The organism is Paraburkholderia sp. GAS206C, assembly GCF_050435645.1.
GTDB lineage: Bacteria > Pseudomonadota > Gammaproteobacteria > Burkholderiales > Burkholderiaceae > Paraburkholderia > Paraburkholderia phenazinium_B.
Map to the genome: position 1 here is coordinate 66930 of NZ_JBNDKR010000014.1, position 17346 is coordinate 84275.

Here is a 17346-nt window from a genome sequence, read left to right on the forward strand (position 1 = left end):
TCGTCACTTTTGCTTGCTGGCGCCGCGCAGACGCGCAGCAAACTCGCCGCGGCCGGCGAAGTACGTTTGCACCAGACGATGCAACACGCCTGTGGATCCGGGCAGCTTCTCCATCGGCGCGAATTGCGGCAACGTGTGGTCCGCATCGGCCTCGGCCGGATACACGCGCACTCGCACGTCGTACCAGGCGGCCTGCCCCGTGATCGGATCCGAGTTCGACATGCGCGCATCGCCTGACGTCGCGCCGGGCAACTCGTCGGTGATCAGGTGGTTGAGCAGGAAGCCGCGCTGCGATTCGTTGGCATCGGGCCCAAGGTTCCACGCCCCCGCTGCCTTGCCGATAGCGTTCCAGGTCCACACCGTACCCGGCTCCACTGCCTCGCTATAGCGCGCCATGCAACGTACCTTGCCCCACGGCGATTCCACATAGATCCAGCCGCCGTCTTCGATGCCGTTGCCGCGCGCCATCAACGGATTCATGAACAGATAGTTCTCGCCATGAATCTGCCGCAACCAGGCGTTCTGGGAATCCCACGAGTGATACATGGCCATCGGACGCTGGGTGACAGCAGCCAGCGGAAACTGTGCACGATCGGTGGCGGCGAGTTCGAGCGGTTCGTACCAGAACGGCAGCGGATCGAAATAGCGCTCGACACGCGCGCGCAGATGATCGGGCGGCTGACGTCCCGCTCTCTTGCCCTGCGCGGCGAGGCGGAATTTTTGCATTACATCGGAGTACAACTGAATGAGGATAGGCGTGTCGAACTTGCGAAAGCCCTTCTCTACCGACCACTTCAGATACGGTCCGTTGACGCCGCGCATGTATTGCAGCGTCTCGGGCAGCGTGTAGTGATACACGCAGTTGTGGCTTGCGTACTGCTCCCACTGATTCGGATTCGGCTCGCCCACCAGCGCCTTGTCGCCGTCCTTGCCGCGCCAGCCGATCAGGAAGCCCACGCCCGAATCCGGCGAGGTCTGGAAGTTGACGACGAAGTCCGGGTAGTCGCGAAACTTGCGCGTGCCCTCCTTCGTCGTGAACGCGGGCAGCTTCAGACGGCTCCCCAGTTCGATCAGTACTTCCTGGAACGGCTTGCATTCACCGGTTGGCGGCACCACCGGCACGCGCACCGAATCGACCGGACCGTCGAACTCGGAGATCGGCCGGTCGAGCATGGACATTGCGTCGTGGCGCTCCAGATAGGTGGTGTCGGGCAGGATCAGATCGGCGAACGCGGTCATCTCGGACTGGAACGCGTCGCACACCACCAGGAACGGGATCTTGTATTCGCCGTCGTCGCGTTTGTCGACCAGCATCTTGCGGACTTCGACCGTGTTCATCGACGAGTTCCACGCCATGTTGGCCATGAAAATCAGCAGCGTGTCGATCGGGTAAGGATCGCCGCGCCATGCGTTGGTGATCACGCTATGCATCAGGCCGTGCACGGCGAGCGGGTATTCCCATGAGAACGCCTTGTCGATGCGCACGGGTTCGCCGGCCTGATCGATGAACAGGTCCTCGGGCGCTGCCGGCCAGCCGAGCGGACCATTGGCGAGCGGCGTATTCGGCTGTACGGCGTCCGGGCTGTTGGGCGGCTTGGCGGACGGCGGCACCGCGCGCGGATACGGCGACTTGTGACGAAAACCGCCGGGCCGGTCGATCGTCCCCAGCAGGGACATCAGCACCGCCAGCGCACGGATCGACTGAAAGCCGTTTGAATGCGCCGCGAGACCACGCATTGCGTGAAAGGCGATCGGATTGCCCGTTATGGTGTCATGCGTCTCGCCCCAGGCGTCGGTCCACTGGATCGGCAACGTGATCTTGTGATCGCGCGCGGTCCGCGCCATTTCTCGTGCAAGGCGGCGGATGACGCCGGCGGGAATGCCGGTGATCTCCGCAGCCCACTCCGGCGTGCTGTCCGCCACGCGCTCGCGCAGCAAGGCGAACGACGGCGTAACCGGCGTGCCGTCTTCGAGCGTGTAATTGCCGTCAATCGCCGGCTCGGAGCCCGGCGTGTGATGTTGCACCGCGCGTTGCGTCTTCAGATCCCACCAGAGATGGTTTTGCGGGAACAGCGGATTAGCCTCGGGCAGATTCGGATCGCGCACAAAGAGACCAAACGCATCGCCGTCGGCATTCATGTCGAGCAGCTCGGCCGCGTTGGTATAACGCGTGACGAACTCGCGATCGTACGAATCCGTGGCCAACAGTTCGTGGATCAGCGCCATGAACAGAGCGCCGTCCGTGCCGGGACGGATCGGCACCCACTCATCGGCAATCGCCGCGTAGCCGGTACGGATCGGATTGATGGCGATAAAGCGGCCACCGGCACGCTTGAACTTCGACAGCGCGATTTTCAGTGGATTCGAGTGATGGTCCTCGGCCGTGCCGATCATGAAAAACAGCTTCGCGCTGTCGAGGTCCGGGCCGCCGAACTCCCAGAACGAGCCGCCGATCGTGTAGATCATCCCGGCCGCCATATTGGCCGAGCAGAAGCCGCCGTGCGCCGCGTAGTTCGGCGTGCCGAACTGCCTGGCGAACAGGCCCGTAAGCGCCTGCATCTGGTCGCGGCCGGTAAAAAGCGCGAACTTCTTCGGATCAGTGGCGCGCAGATGGGCGAGGCGCTTTTCGAGCACGGCGAACGCCACCTCCCACGAGACCGGCTCGAACTGCGCGCTGCCGCGCTCGGCGCCCGCCTTGCGCATCAACGGCTGGGTCAGACGCGCAGGGGAATACTGCTTCATGATCCCCGACGAACCTTTCGCGCAGATCACCCCCTGGTTGAGCGGATGCTCAGGGTTGCCGTCGATATAGCGCACTTCGCCGTCGCGCAGATGCACGCGGATGCCGCAACGGCAAGCACACATGTAGCACGTCGTGGTTTTGACTTCGAGTGTTTCGTTTTGCGTGCGTGCGTGGTGTTCCATCGATACCTCCGGGGACTACGTCAGCCTACCCGTGCATCGTAAGACCGTTGGATATAAAAGAAAAATCGCTATTTAATATCCAATGTATCGTGCGCTCCGATAGTTTCCGGGCGTCCCGCAGGCCGCGAGAACGCCGCTGCAGCGCGCCGGCATCGCTGCGATAATGGCTTTCCCAACCCACCCCCAACCCAGCCCCCACTTGAAGGAGCCGCGCAGTGAGTGATTCCGCCGCCTCGTCTTCCAGCGACGCCAAGCGTCGCGTCGCATTTCTCGGCCTCGGCGTCATGGGATATCCCATGGCCGGCCATCTGGCGAAAGCCGGACTCGATGTCACGGTCTATAACCGTACCTTTGCCAAAGCGGAGCAATGGGTCGCCGAACACGGCGGCCGCGCGGCCCGCACGCCGCGCGAAGCCGCCGACGGCGCCGACCTGGTGATGGCGTGCGTCGGCAACGACGACGACATGCGCAGTGTCACGCTCGGCGATGACGGCGCGTTTGCCGGCATGAAGCGCGGCACGACTTTCGTCGACCATACGACCGCTTCGGCGAATGTGGCGCGGGAGTTATCCGCCGTCGCCACGAAACAGGGCCTGCAGTTTATCGATGCGCCCGTGTCGGGCGGCCAGGCCGGTGCCCAGAAAGGCACGCTGACCATCATGTGCGGTGGCGAGAAGGCCGCGTTCGAGCCGGCTGCCGTCACGCTCAAGCATTACGGTGCAGCGGTGACGCTGATCGGTCCCGTCGGCGCAGGTCAACTGGCGAAAATGGTCAATCAGATCTGCATTGCCGGCCTGGTGCAAGGTTTGTCCGAGGCAATCAATTTCGGCGAGTGCTCCGGTCTCGACATGCCACTCGTGCTGGAAGTTATCGGCAAGGGTGCGGCAGCAAGCTGGCAGATGGACAACCGCGGCAAGACGATGATCGAAGGCAAGTTCGACTACGGCTTTGCGGTGGACTGGATGCGCAAGGATCTCGGCTTCTGCCTCGATGAGGCGAAACGCAACGGCGCCGCGTTGCCGGTCACGGCATTGGTCGACCAGTTCTACGGCGACGTGCAGGGTCTCGGCGGCAACCGTTTCGATACCTCGAGTCTGATCTGGCGCCTGCGGCAGCTCAAGCGGGCTGACTAAGATAGCGTAATGCGGCTTGACGGCCGCGTCAGTTGCATCATGGGCTTCTCTTGCGCCACCATAACGGCTGGCGCAAGTGGCCAGCGCGCTGGGCAACACATTGAGCGGGCCATCTGAGAGACCATGCTCGTCAGGATCGGGCGCAACCCACCTCGCTTATGAACCAGCCTGCGCATGAGGCTCCCAAGGTCGGCAACCAGCTTGTCGAGGCCGCGCTCGACGCCCAGCAGCAAGGCGACTTCGCAGGCGCCGAGCGTCTCTACCGCCAGGCGCTCGAAGCCGACCGCCATAACGGTAGCGCCCACAACAACCTGGCGAACCTCCTCCGCACATCCGGACGCTTCACTGACGCAGTGGATCACTACCGGCACGCACTCGAAGCGATGCCGGATAGCGCGCCGATCCGCTCGAATCTGGCCGACACGCTGGAAACCCTGCAACGCTACGACGAAGCCGAGGCCGAACATCGCCGCGCGCTCGAACTGCAGCCCGATTACGCCGAAGCTCGCTACAACTATGCGCTTCTGCTGCTCGCCGCCGGCCGATATGCCGAAGGCTGGCCGTACTACGAAGCACGCTCAGAGGTCTTCCACGAGCACGGCGAATTGCCGTTTCCGCGCTGGCATGGCGAAGACCTGCAAGGCAAGACGTTGTTGCTGTTGCCCGAGCAAGGCTACGGGGACACCATCCAGTTCGTGCGCTACGCAAGCCTGCTGAAGGCGCGCGGGCTGGCGAAGCTTTCGGTGATCTGCAAGCCGGCGCTTGCGCCGCTGCTAGGCACGGTGCAGGGCATCGATGCGCTGGTTACCGACCCCCAAGGTCTGCACACGCACGACTACTGGGATTCGCTGCTGAGCCTGCCCTGCCGCTTCGGCACGACGCTCGAGTCGATCCCTGCCCGGATTCCGTATGTCGGCGTCTTTGCCAACCGTCTCGAGTCGTGGCGTCAGCGTCTGCCGAACGACGGCGTCCGCATCGGACTCGTGTGGAAGGGCAACCCCGAGCATGAGAACGATGCGAACCGCTCCGTACCTCACTTCTCTGCGTTACAGCCGCTGTGGTCGGTGCCCGGCGTGCGCTTTGTCAGCCTGCAGGTGGGCGGCGCGGAGACCGAGGCGCGGGAATGCGCGGCACATCAGCCGGCCCTGTGTCTCGGCGACGAGATTCGCGATTTCAGCGATACCGCCGCCATCATCGGACAACTCAATCTGGTGATCTGCGTCGATACCGCCGTCGCCCATCTGGCGGGCGCGCTCGGCGTCGCGTGCTGGGTGATGCTGCCGCACCGGGGCATCGACTGGCGCTGGCAGCGGGCAGGTATGCGCTCGCCGTGGTATCCCAAGGACCTGTATCTGTTCCGTCAAGGCGAAGCGGGGTGGCGAGGCGTAATCGGCGACGTGCGCAACGCGCTGGCCGACATCCTGCGCGACGCGCCAGAACCGGACGCGGGCCGCTAACGCCATCCGGGAACGGAACCCGTTTCGGCCCACCGCTTCAGTTCGTCTTGCACAGCACGGCTGTCATGATCAGCGGCATGACTTCATGCACCACCGCGTCGCTGCCGGCATCCTGCAGGTGGGTTTTGACAGACTCGCTGGACCCGAAGACGACTACCCCATACAGCGAGCCGGCCATCGCCTGGCCGCTGCCCTTGTGAAACAGCTCGTCGTTCTGATCGTAGCCGAGTACCGCGTAGACACGGAAACCGAACGCCGTCAGCTGGCTGCCGCGAGTCGGACGGAACGCGTTGACGGAGTTGGCTTCCACGTGCATCGGTTGCGCTTCGATGAACTGGTCGCTTTGCAGCGAAGTAATGAAGGCGTGCGCGTTCGAGCTGCAGTCCAGCTGCGCATCGAGCTCGTGCGCGGCCGAGGGGATCGCATAGAGTACTGCGCCAGCCGCAGCCAGCACCCCAAGCGCGTTGGGAAAGCACATTCTCATGGTGATGCAACCCCTATCCTGGCAGTATGCGGCGTGGGGAGCCAGTTCCCAACGTAGGGCCTTTGCTCCGCTCCTTCTGTACGGCACCCATCAATGCAGATTACGTAGGCTTTCAACGGCGCATCACGGCGCGCTGTCCTTGCCTGTTTGTACGCCTGGCCGGTTCGCCCCTCCAGCCGCTCGCGCCGCAACTGGAGCATTTCGCGCCGTCGTTGGTCATTTTGTCGCAAACCGTTCGAACGTGGCGGCTAGCTGACCGAACATCCGTGTCATCGAATCCCTCGATATAGACACGGAGTCCGCCGCCATGTTCACTACCATCGTTCTAGAGACGCCTCACTGGGTCTGGGGCGTGCTTGCCGCCCTGATCGTCATGGGTTTCAAGCAGACCGTCCCGCGCCGCCGGTCGCTGCGCAGCGCCACCGCCTTGCCGCTGGTAATGGTGCTTCTGTCGCTCTATGGTGTTGCGTCAGCTTTTTCCAGCCAGCCGCTGGCGTTGCTGGCCTGGGCCACCGGGGTCGCCGCCACTCTGGCACTTTCACAGGGCTTGCGGGTGTGGAACGGGATTCGCTGGCTGGAGTCGGAGCGCAGCGTGCTGATGCCCGGCAGCTGGCTGCCGCTCGGACTGTTGCTGGGGCTGTTCCTGTTCAAGTATTCGGTTGGCTTCACGCTCGCGACCGACCATGCCCTTGCCGCCGACGCCGGTGTCGCCGGCTTCGTGGGCCTCGTGTATGGCGCGTTTAGCGGCGTCTTCCTCGCCCGCGCGCTCGAGGTCTGGCGCGCAGTTCGCCAGGCGTTGCCGCGCGACACGGTCTATTGAAGCATCCACCCACGCAATCGTCGACGCACGGACGATCTGGCGCACCCACGGACCAGCTACAATCCGCTGCTCGTGGCACCGCGCCAACGCGCGGGCCTCCAACCTGCTCGCCCTCTCGCGCGACGAGCAACTGAACCCGGACCGCCGCATGCCCACGTATCGTGTCGTTTTCGGATGGCTTTGGCGTGAGCTGAGAATCACCCTTCTCGTCTCGCTGGCGGCCACATTCCTGTTCGGCCCGTTTTCGGACAGCGCGTTTGTCCCGGATCTGATCTACACCTTCACCGTCGCGCTATGCATTCAGGCGTTGATTGAAGCGGGCCGCTATGGTTTGTCGGCCAGCTTCATGCGTCGCGGCGCCGCGCGCCCGACCGGGGTGTCGCCCGAGAGCGCCGCCGCCCAGCGCCCCTGGCCGGGGTGGGGGCTGATGGTGCCGTGGATCGCAATGTCCGCCGTCGTGGGCTATCTCGGCGGCCACACGCTCGGCGATCTGTTGACCGGCACGCATCACGCGCCGCTTGGCTTCCTGCGGAATTTTCAGTCGCTGCTGCCGTCACTTTTGCCGACGTTTGCGCTTGCGATCGGTTGTACCTACTTTTTCTATGCGCGTGGCCGGCTTGCCGCCACCGAAGCGCAAGCAGAAGCCGCGCGGCGCACTGCCGTCGAAAATCAGCTCAGACTGCTGGTGTCGCAACTCGAACCGCATATGCTGTTCAATACGCTGGCCAACCTGCGCGTGCTGATCGGCCAGGACCCGCAACGGGCGCAGGCCATGCTCGATCATCTGAACGGTTTTCTGCGCGCCACGCTCGATGCCTCGCGCTCGGATTCGCACGCGCTCTCCGCCGAGTTTGCGCGAATCGGCGATTACCTCGAGCTGATGCAGGTTCGCATGGGGCCGCGTCTCACGGGGAAGCTCGATCTGCCCGACGAGTTGAGCAGCCTGCCCGTGCCGCCGCTGCTGCTGCAACCGCTGGTCGAAAACGCGATCAAGCATGGGCTCGAGCCGAGCGTGGCCGGCGGCCGGATCGAAGTTGCGGCACGGCGCGACGGCCAGGAGTTGTTGCTGAGCGTGCGCGATACCGGCGTGGGTCTCGGCGCGGTGCCCGCGCATGGCAGCCGCTTCGGCATGCAACAGGTGCGCGAAAGGCTCGCCGCGCTGTACGGCAGCGCGGCCTCCCTTGAACTGACCACGCCCGATGACGGCCTCGGCGGCGCGCTTGCAGTCGTGCGCATTCCGGTCACCTGAGCAGCGCGAACGGCCTGAGCTGACTGCGCGCCAACCTATCCATGTCCACTTCAACCATGATGAACGCCACCGCCCTGATCGCCGAAGACGAACCTTTGCTGGCCGCCAACCTGCAAACCGAGCTAGCCCGCTTGTGGCCCGAACTGCGTGTCGTCGCGAGTGTCGGCGACGGTGCATCTGCGCTTCAGCAGGGTCTCGCGTTGCAGCCCGACCTGTTGTTCCTCGATATCCGCATGCCGGGGATGAGCGGGCTGGATGCCGCGCAGGCACTGGCCGAGGATTGGCCCGATACGGGCCGTCCACTGCCGCTGCTGGTGTTCGTCACGGCGTACGATGAATATGCGCTGCGCGCCTTCGAACGCGCGGCGCTCGACTATGTCCTGAAGCCGGTGCAGACCGAGCGGCTGGCGAAGACCTGCGCGCGCCTGCAGGCAGCGTTGCAGGCGCGTGAGCAACCGCAGGCCGCGCAAGCGGGGCTCGCGCCGATGATCGATCAGTTGCGTGCGTTGTTCGGTGCCGCGGGGCAAGAGTTGCCGGGCGCGTCGGCTGCATCCGGGCTGGCAGCCGCGGCCACGGTTAGCGCACCGTTGCGCATGATCCAGGCAAGCGCCGGCAACACGATCACGATGGTCCCAGTGGGCGAGGTGCTGTACTTCGAGGCAGCGGACAAATACGTCCGGGTCATCACGGCCGAGCGAGAGCACCTGATTCGCACCTCGCTGCGCGAACTGCTGCAGCAACTGGATTCGCAGCAATTCTGGCAGATCCATCGCGGCACGGTAGTGCGTGCCGATGCGATTGCCAGCGCTTCGCGCGACGAGTCGGGCAAGCTCACGCTCAGCCTGCGCGACCATGCGGCGAAGCTAAGTGTGAGCCGACTCTACGCCGACCAGTTCAAGGGTATGTAGTCGAGCGGCGGATGCCCGCCGCAGACGTTCATATTCGTTTGCAGCGAGACAACGTCGCCTCGCTGCCATTCACCCAACCGTATTCCAGCGCGCATCCGCGACCGTCAGTTTCTTTGGAATCAGCTTGAGATCGGTGAACGTATCGGCAATCTGCTGCTGATACGCGAGCGTCGCATCGGTGATCGGTTGCACGCCGTAACCGGCGCGTCCCAGCGCGACTTCGAGTGTGGCCGCGTCGAGACCCACCAGCGGCGACAACTGCGCCGCCACGGCAGGGATGTTATTGCGGCCCCACTCGTCGACCTGATTGAGTTCGTCGAGCAGCGCATGCAATACCTGGGGCTGCGCCTGGGCGAACTTGCGGGTGGCGACGTAATACTGGGTGTTGCGCACAATCCCGTCTCCGTTGGTCAGGACACGTGCGTTTGCCTGACGTTCGATAGCCGCGAGATAGGGATCCCAGATCACCCACGCGTCGACGCTGCGCTGGACAAATGCCGCACGCGCATCGGCGGGCGTCAGATAGACCGGCTGGATGTCGGTGTACGCCAGACCGGCGCGTTGCAACGCCTTGACCAGCAGAAAGTGAACATTCGAGCCACGATTCAGCGCGACCTTTTTGCCACGCAGATCGGCCACCGTGCGGATCGGCGAATCCTGTTGCACTACCAATGCTTCGCCTTTGGGCGCAGGCGGTTCGTTGGCGATATAGACAAAGTCCACGCCTGCAGCCTGCGCAAAAATGGGCGGCGTTTCGCCGACCGTGCCGACGTCCACCGCGCCCGCATTCAATCCTTCGAGCAGTTGCGGCCCGGCGGGAAATTCAAGCCATTGCACGCTCACGCCTTGCGGTGCGAGCTTCTTTTCGAGCGTGCCGCGCGCCTTCAGGACGACGAAGTTGCCGTATTTCTGGAAGCCGATGCGCAGCGTCTTCGAGTTGCCCTCGGCCAGCGCGGCCTGACTCGACAGCAACACGCCTGCGCCACCGGCAAGAACGGCACCCGTCCCGGCTGCCAGCGCCGCGGCAGCTTTCAGAAGCGAGCGGCGGCTCGAATCGACCGGCTGCGGGTTGCGGATAGAGTGTCCTGATGAAGCCATATGCGTCCTCTGGTGGTTCGTAGCGGCTCGTCCGGCCGCAAATGCGGCGGCGCCATCGCCGCGGCGCTCCCTAGGATAAGGACGCGCCACCACGCAGCGAACCAATCATTACGCATATGCAAAGCATGGCGGGTGGGAAAGGCGGCAGGCGGCACATGCCGCCTGCCGTCCTGCTTTACGGCGCTGCCGGGAAATCCAGCGTCGTGTCGTTCACCCGGTTCACGAGGTTGGTGAAGGTGATGGACGTGATGGCGAGAATCACTTCGACCACCTGCTGTTCGCTGTAGCCGGCCGCGCGCACTGCATCGAGCTCATCTGCGGGAACCGTACCGTGCGTAGTTACGAGCGTCCGTACGAAGCGCACCAGCGCATCGCGCTTCGCGTCGCCGGTTTCGGCGCCTGCACGCACCTGCTTCATGGTGTCCTGCGACAGGCCGGCGAACTTGCCCATCAGCGTGTGAGCGGCGAGACAGTAATCACAGCCGGCCACTTCGCTGACAGCGAGCTTGATCACTTCGATATCGGACTTCGCTAGGCTGCTGCTCGCCAGCACGGCTTCCACACCGAGAATCGCGCCAAGCGCGGCGGCGCTGTGCGTGCCGATAGTCGCGTAAGAGTTAGGCACCTTGCCGGCGGCCTTCTTGATCTTCGCGAACACTTCAGCGGTGGCGCCAGTCGCTTCTTGAGGGTTGATGGTAGAAAGACGGGACATGATCGACTCCTTGAGGTCTGGGTTTATCTGCTAGCCATGTCGTATGGCATGGAAGTCAGTGTAGCCAGTCTCAGCGAGTTAATTAATGCCACAATCTAGCAATTTTATGCTCAAACGTCTCATCGAATCAGAGAGTTGCTTCGATGGTCCGGGTCTAATGCCCGCTCAACGATCCCCGCCCACGCGTGGTCGTGCGCGGCAGTTCGATGGAAAACACCGTTCCGCGCGCCTCATCCGACTTCATGCTGACCTCGCCGCCGTGCATCTGGACGATCTCCCGCACGATGTGCAGGCCAAGGCCCAGGCCTTCGCGCGGCCGCCCGCCGACGCCGCTCGAACCGAACGCCTTGAACAGATGCGGCACGACGTCCGCTGGTATCACGCCGCCGTTCGTGACGCTCAGCTTAATCGTCTCATCGTTGCTGGCGTCGACCTTGACGATAATGCTGCAGCCGGGCTCACCGTGATGCAGCGCGTTGTTGATCAGGTTGGAGATGGCTTGCCACATCAGATCGGTATCCCAACGGCCGGCCGAATTCCCCTCGCTCAGGAAAAAGATCCGGTCGGCGCCCTTGTGCGTGGCGAATTCGTCGATCACCGACTTGCACAGCGCCGCTAGCTCGGTCGAACGCGGTTGCAGTTGCAGCCGCCCGCCTTGCAGGCGTGCCAGGTTGAGCAGCTGATCCACCATGCGCGCCATGCGCAGCGAACTGCTCTTGATGCGCGTGGCGGTAGTGGTCACCTGCTCGCTCCCTCCCACGCGCATCAGATACTCCGCCGAAGCCAGCACCGCGCCGAGCGGCGTGCGCAGATCGTGGCCGAGCACCGCCATCAGCATTTCGTTGGCTTCGAGCATCTGACGCGTCGTCACCAGTTGCGCGGCGAGCTGACGCTTCTGCTGTTCGAGCTGCACGAATACATCCACCTTCGATTGCAGGATGCGCGGGTCGAACGGCTTGTAGAGAAAGTCCACGGCGCCGGCTTCGTAGCCGCGAAACGTGCGCGAGGCGTCCTGCGCGGTTGCCGTCAGAAAGATGATCGGCACATGCGAGGTACGCGGGCTGCCGCGCATGAGCGCGGCCAGCTCGAAGCCGTTCATGCCCGGCATGTTGACGTCGAGAATGGCCAGCGCCACTTCGTGTTTGAGCAGCAGGTCCAGTGCCGCCGTGCCGGAATCGGCCACCAGCAGGTTGATCTCCGGCCGGGTCAGCGACGCCTGAAGCGCCATGATGTTATGCGCGATGTCGTCGACGATCAGAATGTTGACAGTGGGATTCGTCATGGCATCGGGTCAGGATTCACGTTCAATAAAAGCGGGCAGCCGCGCAAGGCGACGCGCCATTGTAGAGGGAGTCAAAATTTCGTCTGCAACGCCGCGCTCGATCGCCGCGCGCGGCATTTCCGGTGATGAAGCCGTATCTGGCGCCTGAACCCAGGCGGCACCGCCTAACGCGCGCACCGTTGCGAGGCCGCGCACGCCGTCTTCGTTGGCGCCCGAGAGCAGCAGCGCAAGCAGCCGCTCGCGATACACCCAGGCGGCCGATTCGAACATCACGTCGATCGACGGCCGCGAGAAACGCACGGCCGCCTCCGTGGACAGCGCCACCGTGCGGTCGTCTTCAACCAGCATGTGATAGCCGGGCGGCGCCACGTAGACGCGGCTCGCGAGAATGCGCTCGCCCGCGTCGGGTTCGAGCACCGGCAGCGTACTGCGATGGCTGAAGGTCTGCACGAGGTAACTGAGCGGATCGGCGGGAAGATGGACGACCACCATCACGGAAGCGGAGAAGTCGCCCGGCAGCGCGGCCAGCAGGCCGTTCAGGACGTCGATGCCGCCCGCCGAGGCGCCGATCGCCACCATCTCGAACGCGCGCGCGGGCGCCGAAGCGGCCTGGCGTTTCGCGGTAGGAGGTTGTGCGCGCATAGGCAGTCGCATCAGGATCGGCTGAACGATGTTGGCATGGCGGCGGCGTTAGCGCTTCTGGTAGATACGCTCACGCTGACAAAACTCGTCAAACGCTTCGTGCTGGCTCGAGAAACGCAGGCTTTCCTTGCTACCCAGACCAAGGAAGCCGCGCCGCACGAGGGCGCGCTGAAACAATCCGAGCGCGCGGTCCTGCAGCGCGCGGTCAAAATAGATCATAACGTTGCGGCACGATACCAGATGTGCCTCAAGGAACACTTCGTCGGTCGACAGGCTGTGATCGGCGAACACCACCCGGTCTTTCAGGGCGCCGGCAAAGCGCGCGCCGCCGTAGGCCGCGTGGTAGTAGTCGGACAGCGAATGCTTGCCGCCCGCGGCCAGGTAGTTCTGCGTAAAGCCGGCGATCCGGTCGAGCGCGTAGATGCCCGATTCGGCGCGCGCCAGCGCGTCGGGGTTGATGTCGGTCGCGTAGAAGAGCGTGCGCTCGGTCAATCCCTCTTCGTCGAACAGGATCTTCAGCGACCACAGTTCCTCGCCGGTGCTGCAGCCGGCCACCCATACCTTGACGGAAGGATAGGTCCGCAGGACCGGCATCACGTGCTGACGCAGCGCCATGAAATACGCCGGATCGCGAAACATGTCGCTCACCTGCACCGTCAGGTACTGGAACAGGCGCGCGAACTCGGCGCCGTTGCGCATGATGCGGTCCTGCAACTGCGAGAGCGTGGTGAGACCGAACTCGTCCAGCGCCTGGGTCAGCCGGCGGCGCAGCGACGACATCGCGTAATGGCGAAAGTCGTGCTGGTACTTCAGATAGATCGCCTCCAGCAGCAGCCGCAGTTCGATATCGAAATCGCTGATGCGCGGCGGCCGGATCTCTGGCGCGGACGGGTTGCTTTTCATCGCACGGTTCTCTGCCACTAGCGTTGCCGCAGCCAGACGCGGCAGAGCGCGACCAGCTTGTCGACATCGATCGGCTTCGAGATGTAGTCGTCCGCCCCCGCTTCCAGGCAGCGCACCCGGTCGTTCGCCATCGCCTTGGCAGTCAGCGCGATGATCGGCAGATGGGCGAAGCGCGGATTGCGGCGAATCTCCGCCATCGCGGTCAGGCCGTCCATCTCCGGCATCATGATGTCCATCAGCACCAGATCGACTTCCGCCTCCCGGTCCAGCAATTCAAGCGCTTCACGGCCGTTGCGCGCAATCTGCAGCCGCGCGCCGAGAGGTTCGATTACGTGCGACAGCGCGAAGATATTGCGTACGTCGTCTTCGGCGAGCAGGATGCTGCGGCCTTCGAACGCGTTGTCGCGTTGCCGCACGGTGCGCAGCATGCGCTGCTGCTCCGGCGCGAGCGACGACTCCACGCTATGCAGGAACAGCGTGACTTCATCCAGCAGACGCTCCGGCGACTTCGCCCCCTTGATGATGATCGACTTCGAATAGCGGCGCAGGCGGTGCTCATCCTCGCTCGACAGCATCCGGCCGGTGTAGACGATCACCGGCAGCGCCAGATAGGCGGTGTCGAGCGCGAGCCGTTCCAGCAGGTCGTAACCAGTGCCGTCCGGGAGCGCGAGATCGGTCACCACGCAGTCGAAACTGCCGGCCGCCAGTTCGTCGAACGCGGCGGCGAGCGTCGCCACCGCCACGATCTCCGTATTGGCGCTTTGCAGCAACGCGCGGATGCTTTCGCGCATGGGCGTGTCGTCTTCGATCACCAGCACGCGTTTGAGGCGCTGCTGCAGACGCGCCTCGAGGCGGCGGATCGCCGCTTCCAGGGTCGAGCGTGCAGTCGGCTTTAGCGTATAGCCGATCGCGCCCAGATGCAGCGCCTTGTCTGCGTGATCGGTGGCGGAGACAATGTGGATCGGAATGTGGCGCGTGAGCGGGTCGTTCTTCAGCCACTCAAGCACCGTCAGGCCCGACCGGTCCGGCAGTCCGACGTCGAGCAGCACGGCAGCCGGCCGCATGTCGCGCACGAGGGCGACGCCGCTGGTGGCATCTGTGGCGTGCACGAAGTCGAAGTCGAGCTCGTGCGTCAGATCGCGCAGAATCTCGGCGAACGCCGGATCGTCCTCGATCGCGAGAATCACCCGGCCGCCACGTGCCCGCTGATGCCGGTCGTCGTCGATCGGCGCGCGGCTGATTTCCTCGGCGCCATTCAGCGCCGCGCCGGCTTCGGCAAACGCGGCGGGTCGATGCGTGTTCGAGGCGATAGCGCCGTTCGTGCTTGAGGCGCTAACGGCGGGGGGCGAAACAGTTGATGGGGACGACGAGCTGTGAGCCGTCTTCGGCACCGCGGTAGGGGCGACTTGCCGCGACGGCTCGTCGTGTTGTAGTTCGGTATTCGCGGACACCGCGCCGCTCGCATCCACCGGCAGCCACAGTGTAAACACACTGCCCTTGCCCAGTTCGCTCGTCACCGAAATGCGGCCGCCCAGCAGCCGCGAGAATTCGCGTGAAATCGACAGACCGAGGCCGCTGCCGCCGTAGTGCCGGCTGGTGGAACCGTCGGCCTGCTGGAAGGCTTCGAAAATCAGTTCGAGCTTGTCCGGGGCGATACCGATTCCGGAATCGCGCACATCGAAACGCAGCATGCCACTCTCGGCCAGCGTCACGCCAAGGGAGACCTCGCCGAGTTCGGTGAACTTCACTGCATTCGACAGAAGGTTGCGCAATACCTGCACCGCGCGTTGGCTATCCGTGACGATCATCTCCGGTACGTCTTGCGCGCGCTCGAAGCTGAGCTTCAGATGCTTGGCGGAAGCCATCGGCGTGAAAGTCTCGCGCAGCGCCTGCAGGGTGGCGTCGAGCGAAACCGTTTCGAGTTCGATGCTGATCTGCCCAGCCTCCACCTTCGACAGATCGAGAATGTCGTTGATCAGCACCAGCAGATCGCTATTGGACGCGTGAATGGTCTCCGCATAGCGCACCTGCTCTTCGGTCAGATTGCCAGTGCGGTTCTGCTGCAGCAGCTTGGCAAGGATCAGCGAACTGTTCAGCGGCGTGCGCAGTTCGTGCGACATATTGGCGAGAAACTCTGACTTGTATCGGCTCGACTGTTCCAGTCGTGCCGCGTTGGCCGAGAGCTCGTCTTGCGCGCGGATCAGATCGGCCTTTTGTCTCTCGAGCCGCTGTGCGTATTCCTCGAGCTGCACATTGGTCTGTTCGAGCTCGGCCTGCTGGTTTTCGAGCCGCGCCTGCGACTCCACCAGCGCCCGGCCGCGCTCCTCGAGCCCTTCGTTCGAGACGCGCAACTCTTCCTGCTGAACCTGCAATTCTTCATTCAGTTGCTGCGTTTCGATCAGCACGTCCTGCAGACGCTCGCGGTATAGCGCCGCCTCGAGAAAATCGCCCATGCCGCCCGCGATCAGTTGCAGCAGTTCGTGATCGCGCTCGACCAGCGCCCGGACGAAACCGAGTTCGACCACGCCGTTGACGACGCCGTCGTTCTCGATAGGTAGCACGATCAGGTTTTTCGGCGGACTCATGCCGAGGCCGGAGACAACCTTCACATAATCGTCGGGGACGTCCTGCAGAAAAATGGTGCGGCGCTCGAGGGCGGCCTGGCCAATCAGGCTTTCGCCGCTTTGAAAATGCTGGGTGGCTTGTTCATTTTCGGACGTATAGCCATAAGAAGCGGCTCGGCGCAGCGCGCCGGTATCCTTTTCGCGCACATAGAGCGCGGCCACCGCCGCCCCGAGATACTGGCCGAGAAACTCGAGCATCGCGCGGCCGACGAGCGATGGCGTGACCTGCCCCACCACCTTCTCCGCCAGCAGCCGCTGACCCGAGCGCAACCAGACCTGCTGCTGCAATACCTCGGTCTGCAGGTCCTGCTCCTTGAGGACGCCGTCGTAGGTGGCGGAGAGTGCCAGCAATTCACGCCGCCCCATCCAGGCCAGCAGGCCGCTGACCAACAGACTGAAGAACAGGAAGGCGCTGACCAGCGTGGTCGTGACACTTCGCGCCGCTGCAGCGCGCTCCTGTCGCAAGCGCAACTCGACGTTGAGAAATTCGGCGAACTCGCTGCGCGTTTCGTCGAACTCCATCTTGCCTCGGCCGCTCACGAGCTCCGGCTGGAAGTTCACGTTCTTGCGCCGCAGATCGATCACCTGTTGCGCGTAACGATCCCATTGAGCCTGCACGGCCTCGATCTGCTTGAGTCGATCGACCTGCGGAGGATTGTCGGAGACCATTTCCTCCAACGATTTGATCTCCGCACGAAAGCGCGCCTGACCCACCTCGTACGGCGCGAGAAAGTTCTCGTCGCCGGTAATCAGAAAGCCGCGCATCGCAGATTCGCGATCGACCGCGAGACGCAGCATCTCATTGGCGTCGCCGATTACCCGCTCCGAGTGTTCAGCCCAGTTCATGGTATTGACGAGGTATGCGATCAGCGCGACGAACAGCGCCGCGGTCAGAAGACCGACGCCTAGTGGCAAGGCGATGTTACGACGGATGATGCGGCGAAATCGATCTTGATCGACAGCAGTGAAGGCGGGCATTTTTTCTATGTTTCGTCTGGTCAGCTTGCTCGGCTCGGCAATTTCGACTGATGTACCGCCACCACAAGATACGTTGCGGCTGTCATGCTGCCAAAACGGTAGCCGGACGCAACGCAAGGCCTTGGGAAGCG

At 63.7% G+C, this 17346-nt stretch carries 13 protein-coding genes; 5 read left to right on the plus strand and 8 right to left on the minus strand.

What is annotated here, in order from left to right:
* Window positions 1-3: 3 nt before the first annotated feature.
* Entirely contained in the window at window positions 4-2925 is a 2922-nt protein-coding gene (locus P3T20_RS32780; RefSeq protein WP_429289008.1) for a molybdopterin oxidoreductase family protein, read from the minus strand.
* A 215-nt stretch (window positions 2926-3140) separates the two neighbouring features.
* On the opposite strand from P3T20_RS32780, the gene P3T20_RS32785 reads away from it, so the two are divergent.
* Together P3T20_RS32785 and P3T20_RS32790 are read left to right on the plus strand one after the other, a co-directional pair.
* Window positions 3141-4058 carry an NAD(P)-dependent oxidoreductase gene (locus tag P3T20_RS32785; protein WP_429289009.1) on the plus strand — a complete coding sequence of 306 codons (918 nt, stop codon included), beginning with the start codon at window positions 3141-3143 and terminating at the stop codon, window positions 4056-4058.
* 158 nt (window positions 4059-4216) lie between these two features.
* Window positions 4217-5515 carry a tetratricopeptide repeat protein gene (locus P3T20_RS32790; protein WP_429289010.1) on the plus strand — a complete coding sequence of 433 codons (1299 nt, stop codon included), beginning with the start codon at window positions 4217-4219 and terminating at the stop codon, window positions 5513-5515.
* Between the two features lie 37 nt (window positions 5516-5552).
* Here the strand turns inward: P3T20_RS32790 and P3T20_RS32795 are convergent, their stop codons facing one another.
* Window positions 5553-5999, minus strand: coding sequence for a hypothetical protein (locus tag P3T20_RS32795; protein ID WP_074268482.1), 447 nt, complete (start codon window positions 5997-5999; stop codon window positions 5553-5555).
* A 286-nt stretch (window positions 6000-6285) separates the two neighbouring features.
* Between P3T20_RS32795 and P3T20_RS32800 the strand changes: the two genes are divergently transcribed.
* The 3 genes from P3T20_RS32800 to P3T20_RS32810 all read left to right on the plus strand — a co-directional run bounded on the left by P3T20_RS32800 (window position 6286) and on the right by P3T20_RS32810 (window position 8976).
* The gene (locus P3T20_RS32800) at window positions 6286-6819 is read left to right on the plus strand and encodes a DUF6622 family protein (RefSeq protein WP_429289115.1); all 534 of its coding nucleotides are present in this window, start codon (window positions 6286-6288) and stop codon (window positions 6817-6819) included.
* A 148-nt stretch (window positions 6820-6967) separates the two neighbouring features.
* Window positions 6968-8068 carry a sensor histidine kinase gene (locus P3T20_RS32805; protein ID WP_429289011.1) on the plus strand — a complete coding sequence of 367 codons (1101 nt, stop codon included), beginning with the start codon at window positions 6968-6970 and terminating at the stop codon, window positions 8066-8068.
* A 41-nt stretch (window positions 8069-8109) separates the two neighbouring features.
* Window positions 8110-8976: a LytR/AlgR family response regulator transcription factor gene (locus P3T20_RS32810; protein ID WP_429289012.1), complete on the plus strand. Its 867-nt coding sequence runs from the start codon at window positions 8110-8112 to the stop codon at window positions 8974-8976.
* Window positions 8977-9045: 69 nt separating this feature from the next.
* On the opposite strand, the gene P3T20_RS32815 is transcribed toward P3T20_RS32810, so the two are convergent.
* The 6 genes from P3T20_RS32815 to P3T20_RS32840 all read right to left on the minus strand — a co-directional run bounded on the left by P3T20_RS32815 (window position 9046) and on the right by P3T20_RS32840 (window position 17215).
* Window positions 9046-10074 (minus strand): sulfonate ABC transporter substrate-binding protein, encoded by a 1029-nt coding sequence (locus P3T20_RS32815; RefSeq protein WP_074268484.1) that lies wholly within the window; start codon window positions 10072-10074, stop codon window positions 9046-9048.
* A 175-nt stretch (window positions 10075-10249) separates the two neighbouring features.
* Entirely contained in the window at window positions 10250-10786 is a 537-nt protein-coding gene (locus P3T20_RS32820; protein ID WP_429289013.1) for a carboxymuconolactone decarboxylase family protein, read from the minus strand.
* 154 nt (window positions 10787-10940) lie between these two features.
* Entirely contained in the window at window positions 10941-12068 is a 1128-nt protein-coding gene (locus tag P3T20_RS32825) for a hybrid sensor histidine kinase/response regulator (protein ID WP_429289014.1), read from the minus strand.
* Window positions 12069-12077: 9 nt separating this feature from the next.
* A complete protein-coding gene (locus P3T20_RS32830; RefSeq protein ID WP_429289015.1) occupies window positions 12078-12710 on the minus strand; it encodes a chemotaxis protein CheB in 633 nt (210 codons plus the stop codon).
* Window positions 12711-12758: 48 nt separating this feature from the next.
* The gene (locus tag P3T20_RS32835) at window positions 12759-13613 is read right to left on the minus strand and encodes a CheR family methyltransferase (RefSeq protein ID WP_074269450.1); all 855 of its coding nucleotides are present in this window, start codon (window positions 13611-13613) and stop codon (window positions 12759-12761) included.
* 17 nt (window positions 13614-13630) lie between these two features.
* Complete coding sequence (locus tag P3T20_RS32840) at window positions 13631-17215, minus strand: response regulator (RefSeq protein WP_429289016.1); 3585 nt, start codon at window positions 17213-17215, stop codon at window positions 13631-13633.
* Between the last annotated feature and the right edge of the window lie 131 nt (window positions 17216-17346).

Bases quoted from the DNA above. Each gene is read 5' to 3' on its own strand.
- P3T20_RS32805 (WP_429289011.1), top strand. From the start codon at position 6,968: ATGCCCACGTATCGTGTCGTTTTCGGATGGCTTTGGCGTGAGCTGAGA.
- P3T20_RS32790 (WP_429289010.1), top strand. From the start codon at position 4,217: ATGAACCAGCCTGCGCATGAGGCTCCCAAGGTCGGCAACCAGCTTGTC.
- P3T20_RS32820 (WP_429289013.1), bottom strand. From the start codon at position 10,786: ATGTCCCGTCTTTCTACCATCAACCCTCAAGAAGCGACTGGCGCCACC.
- P3T20_RS32810 (WP_429289012.1), top strand. From the start codon at position 8,110: ATGTCCACTTCAACCATGATGAACGCCACCGCCCTGATCGCCGAAGAC.
- P3T20_RS32795 (WP_074268482.1), bottom strand. From the start codon at position 5,999: ATGAGAATGTGCTTTCCCAACGCGCTTGGGGTGCTGGCTGCGGCTGGC.
- P3T20_RS32815 (WP_074268484.1), bottom strand. From the start codon at position 10,074: ATGGCTTCATCAGGACACTCTATCCGCAACCCGCAGCCGGTCGATTCG.
- P3T20_RS32825 (WP_429289014.1), bottom strand. From the start codon at position 12,068: ATGACGAATCCCACTGTCAACATTCTGATCGTCGACGACATCGCGCAT.
- P3T20_RS32835 (WP_074269450.1), bottom strand. From the start codon at position 13,613: ATGAAAAGCAACCCGTCCGCGCCAGAGATCCGGCCGCCGCGCATCAGC.
- P3T20_RS32780 (WP_429289008.1), bottom strand. From the start codon at position 2,925: ATGGAACACCACGCACGCACGCAAAACGAAACACTCGAAGTCAAAACC.
- P3T20_RS32830 (WP_429289015.1), bottom strand. From the start codon at position 12,710: ATGCGCGCACAACCTCCTACCGCGAAACGCCAGGCCGCTTCGGCGCCC.
- P3T20_RS32840 (WP_429289016.1), bottom strand. From the start codon at position 17,215: ATGCCCGCCTTCACTGCTGTCGATCAAGATCGATTTCGCCGCATCATC.